The sequence below is a fragment of the Halorussus litoreus genome (assembly GCF_003382685.1).
Lineage (GTDB): Archaea > Halobacteriota > Halobacteria > Halobacteriales > Haladaptataceae > Halorussus > Halorussus litoreus.
The window spans coordinates 31,866-47,688 of the sequence record NZ_KZ859510.1 but is presented as its reverse complement, the minus strand read 5'-3'; the positions used below and the strand labels follow the sequence as shown (position 1 = coordinate 47,688).

At 67.2% G+C, this 15,823-nt stretch carries 14 protein-coding genes and 1 pseudogene; 11 read left to right on the top strand and 4 right to left on the bottom strand.

What is annotated here, in order from left to right:
* Positions 1 to 212, top strand: a pseudogene (locus DPQ64_RS19125) (hypothetical protein); the annotation flags it as partial.
* A gap of 413 nt (positions 213 to 625) precedes the next feature.
* On the opposite strand, the gene DPQ64_RS04855 reads toward DPQ64_RS19125, so the two are convergent.
* The gene (locus DPQ64_RS04855) at positions 626 to 1,459 is read right to left on the bottom strand and encodes an HNH endonuclease (RefSeq protein WP_115863233.1); all 834 of its coding nucleotides are present in this window, start codon (positions 1,457 to 1,459) and stop codon (positions 626 to 628) included.
* A gap of 530 nt (positions 1,460 to 1,989) precedes the next feature.
* On the opposite strand from DPQ64_RS04855, the gene DPQ64_RS04850 reads away from it, so the two are divergent.
* The gene (locus DPQ64_RS04850) at positions 1,990 to 2,445 is read left to right on the top strand and encodes a DUF5814 domain-containing protein (protein WP_115863286.1); all 456 of its coding nucleotides are present in this window, start codon (positions 1,990 to 1,992) and stop codon (positions 2,443 to 2,445) included.
* 57 nt (positions 2,446 to 2,502) lie between these two features.
* On the opposite strand, the gene DPQ64_RS04845 is transcribed toward DPQ64_RS04850, so the two are convergent.
* The 3 genes from DPQ64_RS04845 to DPQ64_RS04835 all read right to left on the bottom strand — a co-directional run bounded on the left by DPQ64_RS04845 (position 2,503) and on the right by DPQ64_RS04835 (position 5,435).
* A complete protein-coding gene (locus DPQ64_RS04845; protein WP_115863232.1) occupies positions 2,503 to 3,891 on the bottom strand; it encodes a hemolysin family protein in 1,389 nt (462 codons plus the stop codon).
* A gap of 473 nt (positions 3,892 to 4,364) precedes the next feature.
* Positions 4,365 to 4,775, bottom strand: coding sequence for a ribbon-helix-helix protein, CopG family (locus DPQ64_RS04840; RefSeq protein WP_115863231.1), 411 nt, complete (start codon positions 4,773 to 4,775; stop codon positions 4,365 to 4,367).
* 99 nt (positions 4,776 to 4,874) lie between these two features.
* Positions 4,875 to 5,435 (bottom strand): 2'-5' RNA ligase family protein, encoded by a 561-nt coding sequence (locus DPQ64_RS04835; protein WP_115863230.1) that lies wholly within the window; start codon positions 5,433 to 5,435, stop codon positions 4,875 to 4,877.
* Between the two features lie 930 nt (positions 5,436 to 6,365).
* Between DPQ64_RS04835 and DPQ64_RS04830 the strand changes: the two genes are divergently transcribed.
* The 9 genes from DPQ64_RS04830 to argF all read left to right on the top strand — a co-directional run bounded on the left by DPQ64_RS04830 (position 6,366) and on the right by argF (position 15,705).
* Complete coding sequence (locus DPQ64_RS04830; protein ID WP_115863229.1) at positions 6,366 to 7,619, top strand: argininosuccinate synthase; 1,254 nt, start codon at positions 6,366 to 6,368, stop codon at positions 7,617 to 7,619.
* A 3-nt stretch (positions 7,620 to 7,622) separates the two neighbouring features.
* The gene (gene argH, locus DPQ64_RS04825; RefSeq protein ID WP_115863228.1) at positions 7,623 to 9,134 is read left to right on the top strand and encodes an argininosuccinate lyase; all 1,512 of its coding nucleotides are present in this window, start codon (positions 7,623 to 7,625) and stop codon (positions 9,132 to 9,134) included.
* Between the two features lie 170 nt (positions 9,135 to 9,304).
* Positions 9,305 to 9,469 carry a lysine biosynthesis protein LysW gene (gene lysW / locus DPQ64_RS04820; protein ID WP_115863227.1) on the top strand — a complete coding sequence of 55 codons (165 nt, stop codon included), beginning with the start codon at positions 9,305 to 9,307 and terminating at the stop codon, positions 9,467 to 9,469.
* A 1-nt stretch (position 9,470) separates the two neighbouring features.
* Complete coding sequence (gene lysX / locus DPQ64_RS04815) at positions 9,471 to 10,391, top strand: lysine biosynthesis protein LysX (protein WP_115863226.1); 921 nt, start codon at positions 9,471 to 9,473, stop codon at positions 10,389 to 10,391.
* Positions 10,391 to 11,482 (top strand): N-acetyl-gamma-glutamyl-phosphate reductase, encoded by a 1,092-nt coding sequence (argC, locus tag DPQ64_RS04810; RefSeq protein ID WP_115863225.1) that lies wholly within the window; start codon positions 10,391 to 10,393, stop codon positions 11,480 to 11,482. Before lysX ends, argC begins: the two co-directional genes overlap by 1 nt.
* Positions 11,479 to 12,504: an acetylglutamate/acetylaminoadipate kinase gene (locus DPQ64_RS04805; RefSeq protein ID WP_115863224.1), complete on the top strand. Its 1,026-nt coding sequence runs from the start codon at positions 11,479 to 11,481 to the stop codon at positions 12,502 to 12,504. The genes argC and DPQ64_RS04805 overlap by 4 nt, the downstream gene beginning before the upstream one ends.
* A complete protein-coding gene (locus DPQ64_RS04800) occupies positions 12,501 to 13,640 on the top strand; it encodes an aspartate aminotransferase family protein (protein ID WP_115863223.1) in 1,140 nt (379 codons plus the stop codon). The genes DPQ64_RS04805 and DPQ64_RS04800 overlap by 4 nt, the downstream gene beginning before the upstream one ends.
* Positions 13,637 to 14,731, top strand: a complete 1,095-nt coding sequence (locus DPQ64_RS04795) for a [LysW]-lysine hydrolase (RefSeq protein ID WP_115863222.1) — start codon at positions 13,637 to 13,639, stop codon at positions 14,729 to 14,731. Before DPQ64_RS04800 ends, DPQ64_RS04795 begins: the two co-directional genes overlap by 4 nt.
* Positions 14,728 to 15,705, top strand: coding sequence for an ornithine carbamoyltransferase (gene argF, locus DPQ64_RS04790; protein WP_115863221.1), 978 nt, complete (start codon positions 14,728 to 14,730; stop codon positions 15,703 to 15,705). Before DPQ64_RS04795 ends, argF begins: the two co-directional genes overlap by 4 nt.
* Positions 15,706 to 15,823 lie beyond the last annotated feature (118 nt).

Here is a 15,823-nt window from a genome sequence, read left to right as displayed (position 1 = left end):
GCGGCCACGCCCACCCATATTGCGATGCGTGGCGGGCCACCTTGCTGGCCCCCCCCCCCCCCCCCCCCGACCTGCTCGAACCCCGACCGACCTCCGAACTGCACGCCTACCCCGTTTCGTCAGCGCTGAACGACCCCGCGAACGACTCGCCAGATCTCGTCGAGGAGGTCGCCGCCGAGGAGGACGTGCAGACCGGGCTGGACGAGTTCTGAACACCGCTTCGTTTCAATTGGAACTGGACGATAACTGGGCGTGATGGGAGCGGCGGACCGGCATCGACCGGCCCGAAAGGAGTAGTGAAACGGCACGACCGCCCGGAACGAGAACTTTCGTGGGAGGGTTGGTGACACGACGGCGGGAGGCCAGCCCGCCACCAGCGCCTCCGGCGTCGCCGGGCGGTCGAACGCTTGCACGCTCTGCGCCCGAGCCGCCGGGCGCATCTACGTCCGAAGACGGGTTCGGACTTTGTTATGCGGCGTGTTCCCGGGGGCAGGCAGCGAGTTCGGGACGTCAGGCGGCGTATTCGGGGCCGCAGGTGGCGTGTGCTCGGCTACAGGGAATGTTTTCGGAGGGACAGTGGACGACTGAACCGAAATTCGGCGCGGCGAGCCCGCAATCGTCGGAGTCATCCGACCGCCGCGGGGGGCGAACGCCGACGGGACGGGATGAGCGACCGCAACCTCGACTTCGACAGCTTCCCGAAGTCCGCCTTGCGGTGACAGTCGACGCAGAGCGAGACGACGTTGTCGAGGTAGTGAGCGTCGGTCTTCGAGTGGCCGTCGGCCATCGCGAAGCGCCGGACCGGGACGACGTGATGCACGTCGGGATTGCGACCGATCTCCTCGCGGGACTTGCCACAGACCACGCACTCGTAACCGTCGCGTTCGAGCGCCCGGCGGCGCACCGCGTTCCAGCCCTTGCCGTACGAGCCGTTGTCCCCACCTTTCCAGTTCGGATGGCCGGACTTCGCGAACGACTCGGAGAGCCACTCGGCCCTGCAGTTCTCACTGCAGACCGTGACTTCTCCCGTAACGTTGCTCGGGTAGCGTTCGACTGTCGCGTCGCAGACTTCGCACTCCAGTTCGAGTTTCCCTCCCTTCCAGCGGGGGTTGTCCGAGCCCTCGATATCACGAACGTGTCTCCACGATTGGGTCTCGACGCAGTCGGGACAGTACAATCCCTCCTTCTCGGATGGATAGAACTCGAACTCGTCGCCGCAGAGTTCGCATTCGGTGCGTTCGGTCTTCCCCTGGTAGTTCGGATTCAGTTCGCCTTCGAACGAAACGGCGTCGTCGTGGCAGGATTCGGAGCAGTACTTTTTCTCGTACTCACAGTAGAACTCGTCCCCACAGTTCGCGCACTCTCGATTCGGGAGACGTTCACCGTGGGCGTGACTGTGATGAACTCCGAGTCCGCGCCTCGTTTCAAACTCGTCGTCACATGTAGGGCAGTCGTGCATCGTGTTTAATTAGACTATATAGTCACAAAAACATTTTTCGGACGAGTAGCCCGGAGTAACGACTGAGCAAGAAGAGTATTGTTGGATAATTTATAGGTCCGGGTGCGGAAATCGAATCCGCCTCTCAGCCCCCACAAGGCTGAAGGATACCACTACCCCAACCCGGACACGCAACCGTAGGTAGATGCCCGCCGTTAAAATACGTTACGACTCCCTCGGGGGCCGTGTTAACTGAGGCAGAATCGGTGGATACAGGCCGTTTTTCACGTGCTCACAGTGTCAGCTTTAGACGCAGTGTGTGATGACGACGAGATCCGGATGCGACTGATCACTGCTGTTGCGAAGTGAAGCCGATGAAATCAGCGGTCTCTCTCAACCAGCACTGGCTGCTGAAAACCGCACGACTGCGACCGGATGCGCTCCTAACTTAACACGACACCCTTGGGGCGAGGGCGGCCAGCAATTCGATGAATCACCGCGCGCTCGCCGACGACATCCTTTTGAGCGCCAGCGCCCAAGAGTCGCCAAACGTGGCCATCACGGACAAGATCTACGTAAAGAACCACCGCCAGATCGGCTCCCAGCTGGAGACCAACATCCCGAAGGGGGCGTTCAAGGGCGCGACGCTCGACATGCTGTTCCAAGGGGAGAACCTCGCGCAGCTCGACGACACCACACAGGAGCGCGTGCTCGACTTCGCCGAGGACTTCCTCGACTGCGACTGTCAGAGCAACCCCTACTGCGGCTGCGCCGAGCGGAAGTTCATGCGCTATCTCCTCGACCTGCGCGAGCAGGGGCTGGGCCCTGAAGCCATCGTGGACGTGATGAGCGACGACTATATGGTGTACGCCTACCCCGGTGACGTGCTCTCCTTCCTCGACAACTCGGTCCGGACCCTCGAAGCGGTCGAGGAGCTGGCGGCCGTGGAGGGCGACGACGAAGCCAAATCCGAGGCTCGCGAGAAGAAGCGGACGCTCTCGGGGTAGGTCGACTGTCCGAAACAACTCGACCGTCTGCAACGGCGCGGCGATTCTCCGCAGTCGCTATTCCGGATTGCTCGCGTCTCCAGTCGGTGGGTGCTCGCCCTCGACGCCTTCCTCACCCGACGCCTCCCGGAGGACGACCGTCGAGATGCGCGCGCCGTCGACCTGCTCGACTTCGAACCGGTAGCCGTCGACCGCGACCTCGTCGCCGACCTCCGGCGCGCGCCCGAGCCGCGCCAGCACGAGGCCGCCGACGGTCTCGACGCCCTCGGCCTCGAAATCGGTCCCGGCCGTCGCGTTGGCCTCCGAGACCGAGATGCCGCCGTCGACCGCGTACGAGCCGTCCCCGCGGCGTTCTATCGACGGCTCTCCGTCGGCGGCGTCGAAGTTGTCCCGGATGTCGCCGACGATCTGCTCGACCACGTCCTCGACGGTGGCGATGCCCTCGAACGAGCCCCACTCGTCGATGACCGCGGCCATCTGGCTCTCTTCGTCCTGGAACGTCGACAGGAGGTCGTCGATCTGGCCGGTCTCCGGAATGACCGGGAGTTCGCGGGCGAGATCTCCGGCAGTGGTCTCGGGAGTGTCCCCACCGGTGTCGGCCGCCTCGGTCTCGCTCGCGCGCAACACGTCCTTCACGTCGACGAAGCCGACTACCTGGTCCGGATCGTCGGCGTCGAGGACCGGGTAGCGAGTGTGGCCCTCCTCGATTATCAGCGTTCGGAGGTCGGCCAGCGGGAGGTCCCCGGGAACGCTCACCACGTCGGGTCGGGGGACCATGACCTCGCGGGCGACGATGTCGTCGAGTTCGAAGACGCGCTCGATCATCTCGACCTCCGACTTGTCGATGTGCCCCTCCGTGCCCGAGCGCGAGAGGATCATCAGGATCTCCTCCTCTTCGAGCGTCTCGTCGGTCTCGGAGGCCGGCGGGATGCCGATGAGCCGCGTGAACCCGTTGGCGGTGCCGTTGAACACGACCAGACCGGGGTAGAACACGTAGTAGAAGAACTTCATCGGCGCGGCGACGAACAGCGCGATCTGCTCGGCCCGCGCGATGGCGATGGTCTTCGGCGCGAGCTCGCCGAACACGACGTGGAGGAACGTGATGATGGAGAAGCCGATGGCGAACGCCACGAAGTGGACGAGGCCGGACGGGAGGACCGAGCCCAGCACGGGTTCGACCAGCGACGCCACGGCGGGTTCCCCGACCCACCCGAGACCCAGCGACGCGATGGTGATACCGAGTTGCGTGACCGCGAGGTAGTCGTCGAGGTTCTCCATGGCGTCCTGTAACAGGCCCGCGCCCGAGCGCCCCTCCTCGACCAACGACTCGACGCTGGTCGACCGGATGCGCACGTAGGCGAACTCCGCGGCCACGAAGAAGCCGTTCAGCACCACGAGGACGAGCGCGAGGGCGAGCTGTCCCACCGAGAGCGCGACGTCTACCATGCGGACCACCGCGGGTCACGCCCGTCCTTCCAACGGCGAAGCGAGGCGAAAGAGCCAGTCATGCTCCGAGATACGTATCGGCGTCACTAAACGATGGCGAGTCACCCCGTCGGCCGCGGTGCGGGAGCCGCGACAGACCACGGGGTTCGGTCGGTTAGTCAACCACCGCCAGTATCGGCCGGTGACACAGCTGGCAGTTCCGACCGGTGAATCAGCCGCCAGTTCCGACCGGTGAGTCAGTCGACCCCTGGCGGACTGAAAGGGCGAGGCGGCTCGCGTTCACTGTAGTCGCCTCAGCGACCCCTATCCGAGCGAGCGCTAGCGAGCGAGGATATGTCGCTGAGCGACCGCGAGCCGCCGAGGGCTTTCGAGGAAGCGTTTCCAGTTTGTGGTAGTATAGCGTGTCGAGGGCTTTCGAGGACGTAACTCAACGTTTCGAGATCCGACAAAAAACGCAACAAAAATACGCGAGATTAGCCGATGCGGTAGGTCTCGTCGGTGTCGAGTTCGTCGTCGAGTTCTTCGAGTTGGACGACCTCCTCGGCGTCGTCGGCCGCCTCGACCTGTCGCTTGAGATGGCTGGCGTACTGCTTGTACTCCTGTAGCTGCTCGCGGAGGTGTTCGGCCTCCAGTTCGAGTCGCTCGTGCTCGCGGACGAAGCTCTTGGGCACCTCGACCTTCGGCGGGAACGCCTCGCCGTCGGTCTCCTCACCGATCTCGCTCTCGGGGACGACCTTCACGCGGCCGTCGTGGGCGACCAGCGTGTCCACGTAGTCGCGGAACACGGCCGACAGCGAGATGTCGCGCTCTTCGGCGATCTCCCGGAGCGTCTCGAAGGAGTCCTCGTTCACCCGGAACGAGATCGTCTTGTTCTTGTTGCCCATCTTACGAAGCTATCCCACGCGACACCACTTAAGAATTGGTGAGCAGGCGCGGAAGAATCCGGACGGTGTTGACTGCCGACGAACCCGTTCCAAGGCGTTCTACGCCGGCAGCGGGAACTCCGCGACCGGCTCGGCGTACTTGGCGTCCCAGAGGGTCAGTCGCGTGACCGTCCACGTCACCGGTTCGATCTCGCGCTCGGCGAGTCGCCGGGCGTCCTCGATCTTCCCGCCGCGAGCCAACGTGACGTGCGGCGAGTAGTCGTCGCCCTCGAACTCGTCGACCGCCGAGAACTGCGGGAGCATCCGGCGGTGGGTCTGCCAGAGACCGGGGCTCTCGACCGCGAGGTAGACCACGGGGCCACTGCCGAACGGTGGTCGCGCGAAGTAGTCGATGCCCGTGATCTTGGCCTCGAAGACCGGCGCGCCCGTGAGCCGGGTGCGGACCTGCTCGCGCAACCGCGGAACGTCGCGGCGTCGCTCCGCGCGCGAGGAGCCCCAGCTCGCACCGTTCGCGCCCTTCCCGTCCACCGGACCCTGGCCCAGCCGCTTGCAGACGAGCGAGTGGCGCTCCCGGATCTTGTCGAAATCCAGCAGTGCAGGGTGGAGTTCGTCGGCGAGGCGCTCGACCTCACCCGGGATCGGGACGTTGAGGCTGTACACTGGCGGTGAGTCCGACATGGCGATACAAGAGGATGACGGTTCGGACGGCGCGCCGGCTCGGTGGGACTGTGCACCGGGCGATAAGTTCGAGGATCGAACAACCGCTCCGCAGACGCTGGTCGCATATCTCCCGAGCGTACGCTAATTTTCACAGACCGTCCGGCGCGCGTTTGGGCGCGGCGCGGGAACGCGCCGCGTCCTAGCGTGCGAGGGACGAGCACCGCAGGCCGGAGCATCGCGAAGGCCGAGGAGCGCAAGCGGTTGGGGAGGTGTTGAGGCCCGCGGTCGCGGTTGCGGTGCCGTGCGGTCAGGGTTGCAGTGCTGTGCGGTCGCGGTTACGGTGCTGTGCGGTCGCGGTTGCGGTGCTGTGCGGTGTCTCCGAGGCTCAAGCAGTAGCTAGCTCAACCCTCTCAAAGACAGACACGAAGTACAGTACGGAGCTAGCTTCTGCTTGAGCAAATGAGTTACCGCAACCGCACCCCCGCAACCACCAAACTCTCTCCACAACCTCTCCACAACCTCTCCACAACCCCTCCAGATCCTTTCAGATAGAAGAAGTTCACAGCCACAGAGAGGTACAGCCAACAGTCATCCCACCGAAAGAGAACGATAGTAGCGAAACGAAACCTAAAACGGTATTAGGTGTCACATCCTCGGCCGCAAACGTTGCCATCCCGAAAGAGTTTAAATCCGTGGGGGCAGAAGGTAGAGGTGATGACAGGGACTCGCGGTTCCGGCACGTTCGCGGTCGCCGGGAGCCGTGGGTCCGCGCTCGTTCTCGTGCCGCGACGACGACCGGGGCGTCCCTAGCCCCACTACCACCTACTCCTTCGACACCGTCGAGTTTCCCGCTGACGATACCCGTATCGTTCGATAACCACGTCTGACGACACCACACGACACCCGACGACAACCACCCAACACATCACAATGACAGCACAATCGAAAGTCGCGCTCGCCTTCTCCGGCGGGCTCGACACCACAGTTTGCGTCCCGCTGCTCGAAGAGGAGTACGACCACGACGAGGTAATCGGCGTCACCGTCGACGTCGGCCAGCCGGCCGAGGAGTTCGACGAGGCCGAGGAGACCGCCGAGGCGCTCGATCTCGACCACTACGTGATCGACGCCAAGGCCGAGTTCGCAGAGCAGTGCCTCGACTCGGTGACCGCCAACGCGACGTATCAGGGCTACCCGCTCGGCACCGCCCTCGCGCGCCCGGTCATCGCCGAGGCCATCCTCGACGTGGCCAAAGAGCAGGGCTGCGACGCCATCGCGCACGGCTGCACCGGCAAAGGGAACGACCAGCTCCGCTTCGAGGCGGTGTGGCGCGAGTCCGACCTCGAAGTCATCGCGCCCGTCCGCGAACTCGGGCTGACCCGCGAGTGGGAGATGGAGTACGCCGCGAAGAAAGACCTCCCCGTCGAGGGCGGCAACGAGGGCGACTGGAGCATCGACACCAACCTCTGGAGCCGGTCGGTCGAGGGCGCGGACCTCGAAGACCCGGGCTACGTCCCGCCGGAGGACATCTACGAGTGGACCGACGCGCCCGGCGAGAACGCGCCCGAGGACGGCGCGTTCGAGACCATCGAGATCACCTTCGAGGACGGCGACCCCGTCGCGGTCGACGGCGAGGAACTGCCCGCCGTCCAGCTCATCGAGTACCTCAACGACCTCGCGGGGAGCTACGGGGTCGGCCGCACCGACATGATGGAAGACCGCATGCTCGGCCTGAAGGTGCGCGAGAACTACGAGCACCCCGCCGCGACCACTCTCCTGAATGCCCACGAAGCGCTCGAAGGGCTGGTTCTCACGAAGGAGGAGCGCGACTTCAAGAAGCAGGTCGACCAGCAGTGGGCCGAGAAGGCCTACGAAGGACTGCTGTCGGCCCCGCTCGTGGACGCCCTCGACGGGTTCGTCGAGGCCACCCAAAAGAAGGTCACCGGCACAGTCACCGTCAAGTTCGAGGGCGGGCAGGCCCGGCCGGTCGCCCGCGAGAGCGACTACGCGGTGTACTCCGAGTCGGCCGCCTCGTTCAACACCGAGTCGGTCGACGGTATCGCCCAGTCCGACGCGACCGGCGTCGCCAAGTACCACGGCTTCCAGTCGCGGCTCGCCAATTCGGTCGCGAAGGACGCCGAGGCGAAGAAGGAGGAACTGCTCGCCGACGGCAACGGTGAGGAGTAATTCGTGAGCGAGGAACCCGAGAGCGCGTCCGACGTGGTGCGCCGCGACCGCTTCAGCGGCGGCCCCGCACGCGGGTTCCTCTCCAGCCTCGCGGCCGACGAGCGCATCTTCGCAGCAGACCTCGCGGTCGACCGCGCGCACGTCGTGATGCTGGCCGAGCAGGGGATCGTCGGCGACGACGAGGCCGCCGCCATCCTCGACGCGCTCGACGCGGTCGAAGCGGACGGGTTCTCGGCCCTGCCCGACGGCGAGGACGTGCACGCCGCCATCGAGACCGCGGTAGTCGACCGCGCGGGCGACGTGGGCGGGAAGATGCACACCGCTCGCTCGCGCAACGACGAGGTGGCGACCTGCATCCGGCACCGCCTGCGCGAGGACGTGCTGGACGCGGTGGAGGCGACCGTCGCGCTCCGCGAGGCGCTCGCGGAAGCCGCCGAGGCGCACGCCGAGATCGTGATGCCCGGCTACACGCACCTCCAGCCCGCCCAGCCCACGACCGTGGGCCACTACCTGCTCTCGTACGAGCAGGCGGTCGCGCGCGACACCGCCCGGCTGTTCGACGCCTACGAGCGCGTCAACCGGTCGCCGCTCGGCGCGGCCGCGTTCGCCGGCACGCCGTTCGACGTGGATCGGGAGCGCACCGCCGACCTGCTCGGGTTCGACGGCGGTCACGCGAGCGAAGCGAGTGTGACCTCGTCGCAAGCGAAGCGTAGCGACGGCGTCGTCTCCAACTCGATGGACGCGGTCTCGACACGGGACTTCCTCGTGGAGGTCGTGGCCGCGCTCGCGAATCTCGCCGCGACGGTGTCGGGGTTCGCCGAGGATCTCGTGGTGTTCTCGAACAAGGGGCTCGCAGAGTTGTCGGACGACTACTCCTCGACCTCCTCGATCATGCCTCAGAAGAAGAACCCCGACACGCTCGAACTCGTGCGGGCGACCGCCGGAGACGCCGCGGCGGGGCTGAACGGCCTGCTCACGACACTGAAGGGCCTGCCGCGGGCGTACAACCGCGACCTCCAGAAGGCGACGCCCCACGCGTGGGAGACGGTCGACGACGTGACCGAGGCGGTCGCGGTCGCCGCCGGCGCGGCGGCGACCGCGACGTGGGACGAGGAGGCGCTCGCCGAGGCGGCTGGCGAGGGGTTCTCGACCGCGACCGGGGTCGCCGACCTGCTCGCGATGGCTGGCCTTCCCTTCCGGAAGGCCCACGAGATGGTCGCGAAGGCTTCGGAATCGGGAGCCGATTACGCGGCGCTCGACGCCGCCGCCGAGGACGTGCTCGGCGACTCGCTCTCGTCGTACGTCGAACGCGAAGCGGTCGAGGCCGCGCTCGACCCCGTCGAGAGCGTGGCGGCGCGCGACTCGACCGGCGGGCCCGCGCCGGACGCCGTGGCGGCGGGGCTCGCGGCGGCCCAGGACGGGATCGCGGCCGACGAGCGCGCGCTGGGCGACCGGCGCGAGTCGCTGGCCGCGGCCCGCGACCGACTGCACGAGGAGGTGAGTCAGTATGCCTGAGCGACCGCCGGTCCCCTTCGGGACCAGCTTAAATACTATCGAAGTCCGAAGTCAGACTTCGTTTGGGGCGGATTTTGCACTCTCGCGGCTTTAGAGCCGCCTTTTTCTAATGTAACCTGTTTTACAAATTCGATGGGTTTAAGTGTAACAGCGGAATAGGAGGAGTTGCTATGACAGAATGCGTCGAGTGCGGGGCGGAGGTAACCCTGCACGAGGACAGCGAGGTAGGAGAGATCGTCGACTGTACGACCTGCGGCGCGGAACTCGAACTCGTCGAGCAGACCCCGCCAGTCCTCGATCGAGCCCCGGAGCTCGAAGAGGACTGGGGGGAGTAACTTGCAGATTGGATTACTCTACTCCCGGATCCGGAAGGACGAGAAGCTCCTGCTGTCGGAGCTCCGCGAGCGCGGCCACGACGTGGTGAAGATCGACGTGCGCGACCAGCAGTTCGGGCTGACCGAAGCGCCCGAGGTGTTCGCGGAACTGGATCTCGTGGTCGACCGGTGTCTGGCAACGAGCCGGAGCATCTACGCCACGCGCTTTTGCGAGGCGTACGGGATCCCGGTCGTCAACTCACCAGAGACCGCCCAGATCTGCGCCGACAAGGTCCAGAACAGCCTCGCGCTCGCGGGTGCGGGCGTTCCCACGCCCGCGACCGAGGTGTCGTTCACGAAGGAGTCGGCGATGGAGAGCATCGAGAACTTCGGCTACCCCTGCGTGCTCAAGCCCGTGGTCGGGTCGTGGGGTCGCCTGATGGCGAAGATCGACTCCCGGAGCGCCGCCGAGGCGATCCTGGAGCACAAGGCCACCCTCGGCCACTACGAGCACAAGGTGTTCTACGTTCAGGAGTTCGTGGACAAGCCCGGCAGGGACATCCGCGTGGTCGCCACGGACGGCGAACCCATCGCGGCGATGGTCCGGTCGTCGGACCACTGGCTCACGAACGCCGCGAAGGGTGCCGAGACCGCTGAGTTCGAACTCGACGCGGAAGCCGAGAAGCTGGTCCAGCAGGCCAGCGACGCGGTCGGCGGCGGCCTGCTCGGCATCGACCTGATGGAGAGCGAGGCGCGAAGCGCCTCGGAAACGTCGAGCGGCGATACGCCGCAGGACGCGACCGGCTACACCGTCCACGAGGTCAACCACACGGTCGAGTTCAAGGCGCTGAACGAGGCGACCGACGTGGACGTGCCCGCCGAAGTCGTCGACTGGCTCGAAGCGAAAGCTGCGGACGGCGTAAAACAGGAGGTGGTCGCCTGATGGCCGCGAAGACAGAATCGACGAGCGACGCCGACGCCGACACCCTCACCGCCACCGTGGTCGGCGGGTCGGGCTTCGCGGGCGGCGAACTCCTGCGTTTGCTCGCAGGACACCCTAATTTCGACCTCGCGGGCGCGACCAGCCGCGAATACGCCGGCAAGTCGGTCGGCTCGGTCCATCCCACTCTCCGCGGGACCGACCTGCGATTTACCTCACCTGCCGACCTCGACTCGGTGGACGTGCTGTTCGCGGCGACGCCCCACGGCCTCTCGATGGGCCAGATCGAGGAGTTCTACGCGGTCGCCGACACCGTGGTCGACCTGAGCGCGGACTTCCGGCTCAACACCGAAGCGCAGTACGAGGAGTGGTACGACGGCCACGACGCGCCCGAGTACCTCGACGAGGCGGTCTACGCCCTGCCGGAACTCCACCGCGAGGAGCTACCGGGCGCGGACCTGATCGCGGCGGGCGGCTGTAACGCCACCGCGACGATCCTGGGGCTGTATCCGCTGTTCGAGAGCGGAATCCTGTCCGGCGAGGGTGGCGACGGCGACGAGCGCGTCGTCGCCGACGTGAAGGTCGGCTCCTCGGAGGGTGGTGCTGGCGCGAGCAAGGCCGGGAGCCACCCCGAGCGCTCGGGCGTCGTGCGGCCCTACGCACCGACCGGCCACCGCCACGAGGCCGAGATCGAACAGGAACTGGGCGGCTCGGTGTCGTTCACCGCCCACGCGGTCGACATGGTCCGCGGCGCGGCCGCGACCTGCCATATCTTCCCCGACCAGCCCGTCTCGAAGGGCGACCTCTGGAAAGCCTTCCGGGGAACTTACGAGGACGAGCCGTTCGTCCGGCTCCAGTCGGGCGGGTCGGGCGTGTATCGCTATCCCGAGCCCAAGGCGGTCGCGGGGACGAATATGGCCGAGGTCGGATTCGAACTCGACCCCGGCAACGAGCGCGTCGTGGTGTTCAGCGCCATCGACAATCTGGTGAAGGGAACGGCCGGGCAGGCGGTCCACGCCGCCAACCTCGCGCTCGGCTTCGAGGAGACTGCGGGACTCGAATTTCAGGGATTACACCCGGTGGGTAGTCCATGACCGAGCACGGAGATTTCGACGCGAACGGAGACGCGGGCACGAAGGCGGAACTGGAATCGGCACACGCGAAGCTGATCGACAACGACCTCGGCGACGACCGCCTCCGAACCGACGGCGGAGTCGCCAGTGATGCACAAGAGGAGAACCCGCCGGTCGTCGTGAAGGTCGGCGGCGCTCGCGCGGTCGACCCCGAGGGCGCGCTCGCGGACGTGGCCCACCTGGTCGCGAACGGCGAGGACGTGGTGGTCGTCCACGGCGGTTCGACCGCAGTAGACGACACCCTCGAACGCCTCGGAGAGGAACCGGAGTACGTCGAGACGCCGGGCGGCGTCGTCGGTCGGTTCACCGACGAGACCGCGATGGAGGCGTTCGAGATGGTGCTGCCGGGCAAGCTCAACACCGACCTCGTGGCCGGACTCCAGAATCAGGGCGTAAACGCCGTGGGTCTGTCGGGCGCGGACGGCAAGCTCCTGACCGGCCCGCGCAAGTCCGCGGTCAAGGTCGTCGAGGACGGCCGGAAGAAGATCCGGCGCGGCGACCACTCCGGGAAGATCGAGTCGGTGAACGCCGACCTGCTCTCGACCCTGCTCGCGGGGGGCTACGTCCCGGTCGTGACGGTCCCGATGCTGGGCGAGGAGACGCGCGGCGCGTCTTCGACCGGCCGCGGCGGTGGCGGTGAAACCGCCGGAGCGTTCACCCCCGTCAACGCCGACGCCGACCGCGCGGCCGCCGCGGTCGCGGGCGCGCTCGGCGGCGAACTGGTCGTGTTGACCGACGTGGCCGGCCTCTACGAGGACCCCGACGATTCGGCGACGCTCGTCGACGCCGTGGAGACGCCAGCCGAACTGGCCGCCGCCGAGGACGCCGCGGAGGGGTTCATGACGAAGAAGGTCATGGCCGCCGTGGAGGCGCTGGAGGGCGGCGCGGCCTCGGTGACGGTCGCGGACGCGAACAACCGCGACCCCATCACGGCCGCGCGGACCGGCCACGGCACCGAGTTCCACCCGGGGGCGGTGAGATGACGGGCAGTTTCGTCTACTCGGAGAAGCCCATCCGCATCGAGTCGGGATCGGGACCGTACCTCTACGACGACGCCGGAAACGAGTACCTCGACTTCGGCGCGAGCTACGGGGTCGCGGCGGTCGGCCACGCCCACCCCGAGGTGGTCGGGGCCGTCGAGTCGCAGGTCGGTAAGCTGACGTTCGTGCAAGCCAGCTACCCCAACTCGGCCCGCGACGCGCTGTACGAGAAGCTCGGGGCGGTCGCGCCCCACCACCTCGAGAACGTCTGGCTCTGCAACTCAGGGACCGAAGCCAACGAGGCCGCGCTCAAGTTCGCCCGGAGCGCGACGGGCAATTCGAAAATCATCGCGGCCCAGCGCGGTTTCCACGGCCGCACGATGGGGTCGCTCGCCGCGACGTGGAAACCGAAGTACAAGAAGCCGTTCGAGCCGCTGGCTGCCGACTTCGAGTTCGTCCCGTTCGGCGACGAGGACGCGTTGGCCGACGCCGTCGACGACGAGACGGCCGCAGTCCTGCTCGAACCGATTCAGGGCGAAGGCGGCGTCAACCCCGCGCCGGAAGGGTATCTCCAAGCGGCACGCGAAGTTACCGAGGAGACCGGTGCAGCCCTGATTCTGGACGAGATCCAGACCGGGCTGGGCCGGACCGGCTCGCTGTGGGCCTGCGAGAAGCGCGGCGTCGTCCCCGACGTGCTCACGTCCGCGAAGGGGCTCGGCGGCGGGCTTCCGGTCGGAGCCACGCTCTGCGCCGACTGGATCGCCGAGGAGTCGGGCCCCCACGGCTCGACGTTCTCGGGCGGCCCGGTCGTCAGCGCCGCGGCCGAGGCGACCCTCTCGGCCATAGTCGAGGACGATCTGGCCGGGAACGCCGGGCAGGTCGGCGACTACCTCCAGTCGAAACTGAGGGGTGGCGAGTTACCGATTCGCACGGTTCGCGGCGAGGGACTGCTGCTCGGCGTGGAGGTCGGGCGGGGCGCGAACCGCGTCCTGAAGCAGTTGGCGATGGACCACGGGATTCTCGCGCTCCCCGCGGGACGGTCCGTAGTGCGCCTGCTCCCGCCGCTGACCGTCGAGGAGGCCCACGCCGACGCGCTCGTTTCCGCGCTCGGAGACGCGCTCGCGGAGGTGTCCGCGTGAGCGCGAGCGGCGACTCGGCCGGCGTCGAAGATGGGGCGGCCCGCGAGCTACTCCGCGACCTCGTGGAGATTCCCTCGCCCACCGGCGAGGAGGCGGCGTGCGCCGAGCGCCTCGCCGCGTTCTTCGAGGAGCACGCCCGCGAGGTGTGGGTCGACGAGGTGGGCAACGTTCGCGCGCCCGCCGACGACGCGGTGCTGCTGACCTCGCACGTCGACACCGTGCCGGGCGAGATTCCGGTCGAAGTGAAAGACGGCGAGCTCTGGGGTCGCGGGAGCGTCGACGCGAAGGGACCGCTCGCGTCGATGGCTGCCGCGGCGGTCGAAACCGGCGTCAGCTACGTCGGCGTGGTCGGCGAGGAGACCAACTCCCGGGGCGCGCGCTTCCTCGTGGAGGACCGCGACGCGCCCGACGCGGTGGTCAACGGCGAGCCCTCCGGCTGGGACGGCGTGACGCTGGGCTACCGGGGGTTTCTCGCCGGCGAGTACGCGGTCGGGACCGACTCGACCCACACCTCCCGGCCGGAGCCCAACGCCATCCAGCACGCGATGGCGTGGTGGGAGACGGTCGAGCGCGAGTTCGAGAGCGCGGACACCGACGAGGAAACCGATGGCGAAACCGACGCCGACGCATCCGTCTTCGAGCAGGTCACGGCCAAGCCGGTCGAGTTCTCCGGGGGCACCGCCGACGACGGCCTCTCGGTCGAGGCGAGCGTGGCGGCCCAGTTCCGGATTCCGCCCGGCGAATCGGCCGGCGCGGTCCGGAGCGCGGTCGAAACAGCCCTGGACGGAGAAGCGAATGAGGGTGAAATCGACTGGCGCGAGCCCATCCCGCCCGTGATGGAGAGCCCGCGGACCGAGGTAGCGCGGGCGTTCCGGGTCACCATCCGACGAGCCGGGGGCGACCCCCGACTGCTCCGAAAGACCGGCACCAGCGACATGAACATCTTCGCCGGGGCGTGGGACTGCCCGATGGCGACCTACGGTCCCGGCGACTCCGAGTTGGATCACGCGCCGAACGAACGCCTCGATCTCGCGGAGTTCGACCGCGCAGTCGCGGTCTTGACCGACGTCTGCGAGGACCTGCAACCATGAACGAGTACGCGACCCATACCACGCCCGCACCGAACGCCGACGAATCGCCACAGCACGTCCTCGACGTGGACGACCTCTCGGACGACGACCTCGCGGCGGTGCTCTCGACCGCCGCGGACCTGAAGGCGGCCCACCGGCGAGGCGAGCCCCACGCACTCTTGCCGAACCGGAGCCTCGCGATGTTGTTCGAGAAGCCGAGTACGCGGACCCGCGTCTCCTTCGAGGCGGGGATGACCCAACTCGGCGGCCACGCGCTGTTCCTCGGGCCGGGCGACACCCAGCTCGACCGCGGGGAGCCGGTCGGCGACACCGCCCGCGCCCTCTCGCGGTACGTCGACGCGATGATGGCCCGGGTGTTCGACCACGACGCCCTCGAATCGATGGCGGCCGGAAGCTCGGTCCCGGTGATAAACGGCCTCTCGGACGACGCCCACCCGTGTCAGACGCTCGCGGACCTGTTCACCGTCTACGAACTGTTCGACGGGTTCGAGGACGCGTCGGTCGCGTGGGTCGGCGACGGCAACAACGTCGCCCAGTCGTTCGCGGTGGGGGCCGCGATGGCGGGGATCGACCTCACGATGGCGACGCCCGAGGGGTACGAACCCGACGCGGAGGTCCTCTCGCGGGCCGACGCGCGCGGGACCGCGCCGGAGGTCGTCCACGACCCGGAAGCCGCCGTTGCGGGTGCGGACGTGGTGTACACCGACGTCTGGGTCAGCATGGGTCAGGAGGACGACCGCGAGGAGAAGATCGCCGACTTCGAGGAGTTCCAGGTGAACGACGACCTGCTCGCGAGCGCGCCCGACGCGGCCGTGATGCACTGTCTGCCGGCCCATCGGGGCGAGGAGATCACCAGCGAGGTGCTCGACGGCGACCGCGCGGTCGTCTTCGAGCAGGCCGAGAACCGGATGCACGTCCAGAAGGCGCTGCTGGCGTACCTGCTCGGAGACCAAGACACGATAGAGACCGTCTGACTGCACCACGTTACGCTGGCTCGAATCCGACAGATCGACTAGTGGTGTCCGAGCGCTTTCAACTAGCCGGTTACAAATGTTATCCGCCAAACACCTTATGAGCGCTCCCGTCGTGTCG

What these genes read in the sequence shown, in the direction of transcription:
- DPQ64_RS04855 (WP_115863233.1), bottom strand. Translation starts at nt 1,459, where the DNA reads ATGCACGACTGCCCTACATGTGACGACGAGTTTGAAACGAGGCGCGGA.
- DPQ64_RS04845 (WP_115863232.1), bottom strand. Translation starts at nt 3,891, where the DNA reads ATGGTAGACGTCGCGCTCTCGGTGGGACAGCTCGCCCTCGCGCTCGTC.
- DPQ64_RS04840 (WP_115863231.1), bottom strand. Translation starts at nt 4,775, where the DNA reads ATGGGCAACAAGAACAAGACGATCTCGTTCCGGGTGAACGAGGACTCC.
- DPQ64_RS04830 (WP_115863229.1), top strand. Translation starts at nt 6,366, where the DNA reads ATGACAGCACAATCGAAAGTCGCGCTCGCCTTCTCCGGCGGGCTCGAC.
- lysW (WP_115863227.1), top strand. Translation starts at nt 9,305, where the DNA reads ATGACAGAATGCGTCGAGTGCGGGGCGGAGGTAACCCTGCACGAGGAC.
- argC (WP_115863225.1), top strand. Translation starts at nt 10,391, where the DNA reads ATGGCCGCGAAGACAGAATCGACGAGCGACGCCGACGCCGACACCCTC.
- DPQ64_RS04805 (WP_115863224.1), top strand. Translation starts at nt 11,479, where the DNA reads ATGACCGAGCACGGAGATTTCGACGCGAACGGAGACGCGGGCACGAAG.
- DPQ64_RS04800 (WP_115863223.1), top strand. Translation starts at nt 12,501, where the DNA reads ATGACGGGCAGTTTCGTCTACTCGGAGAAGCCCATCCGCATCGAGTCG.
- argF (WP_115863221.1), top strand. Translation starts at nt 14,728, where the DNA reads ATGAACGAGTACGCGACCCATACCACGCCCGCACCGAACGCCGACGAA.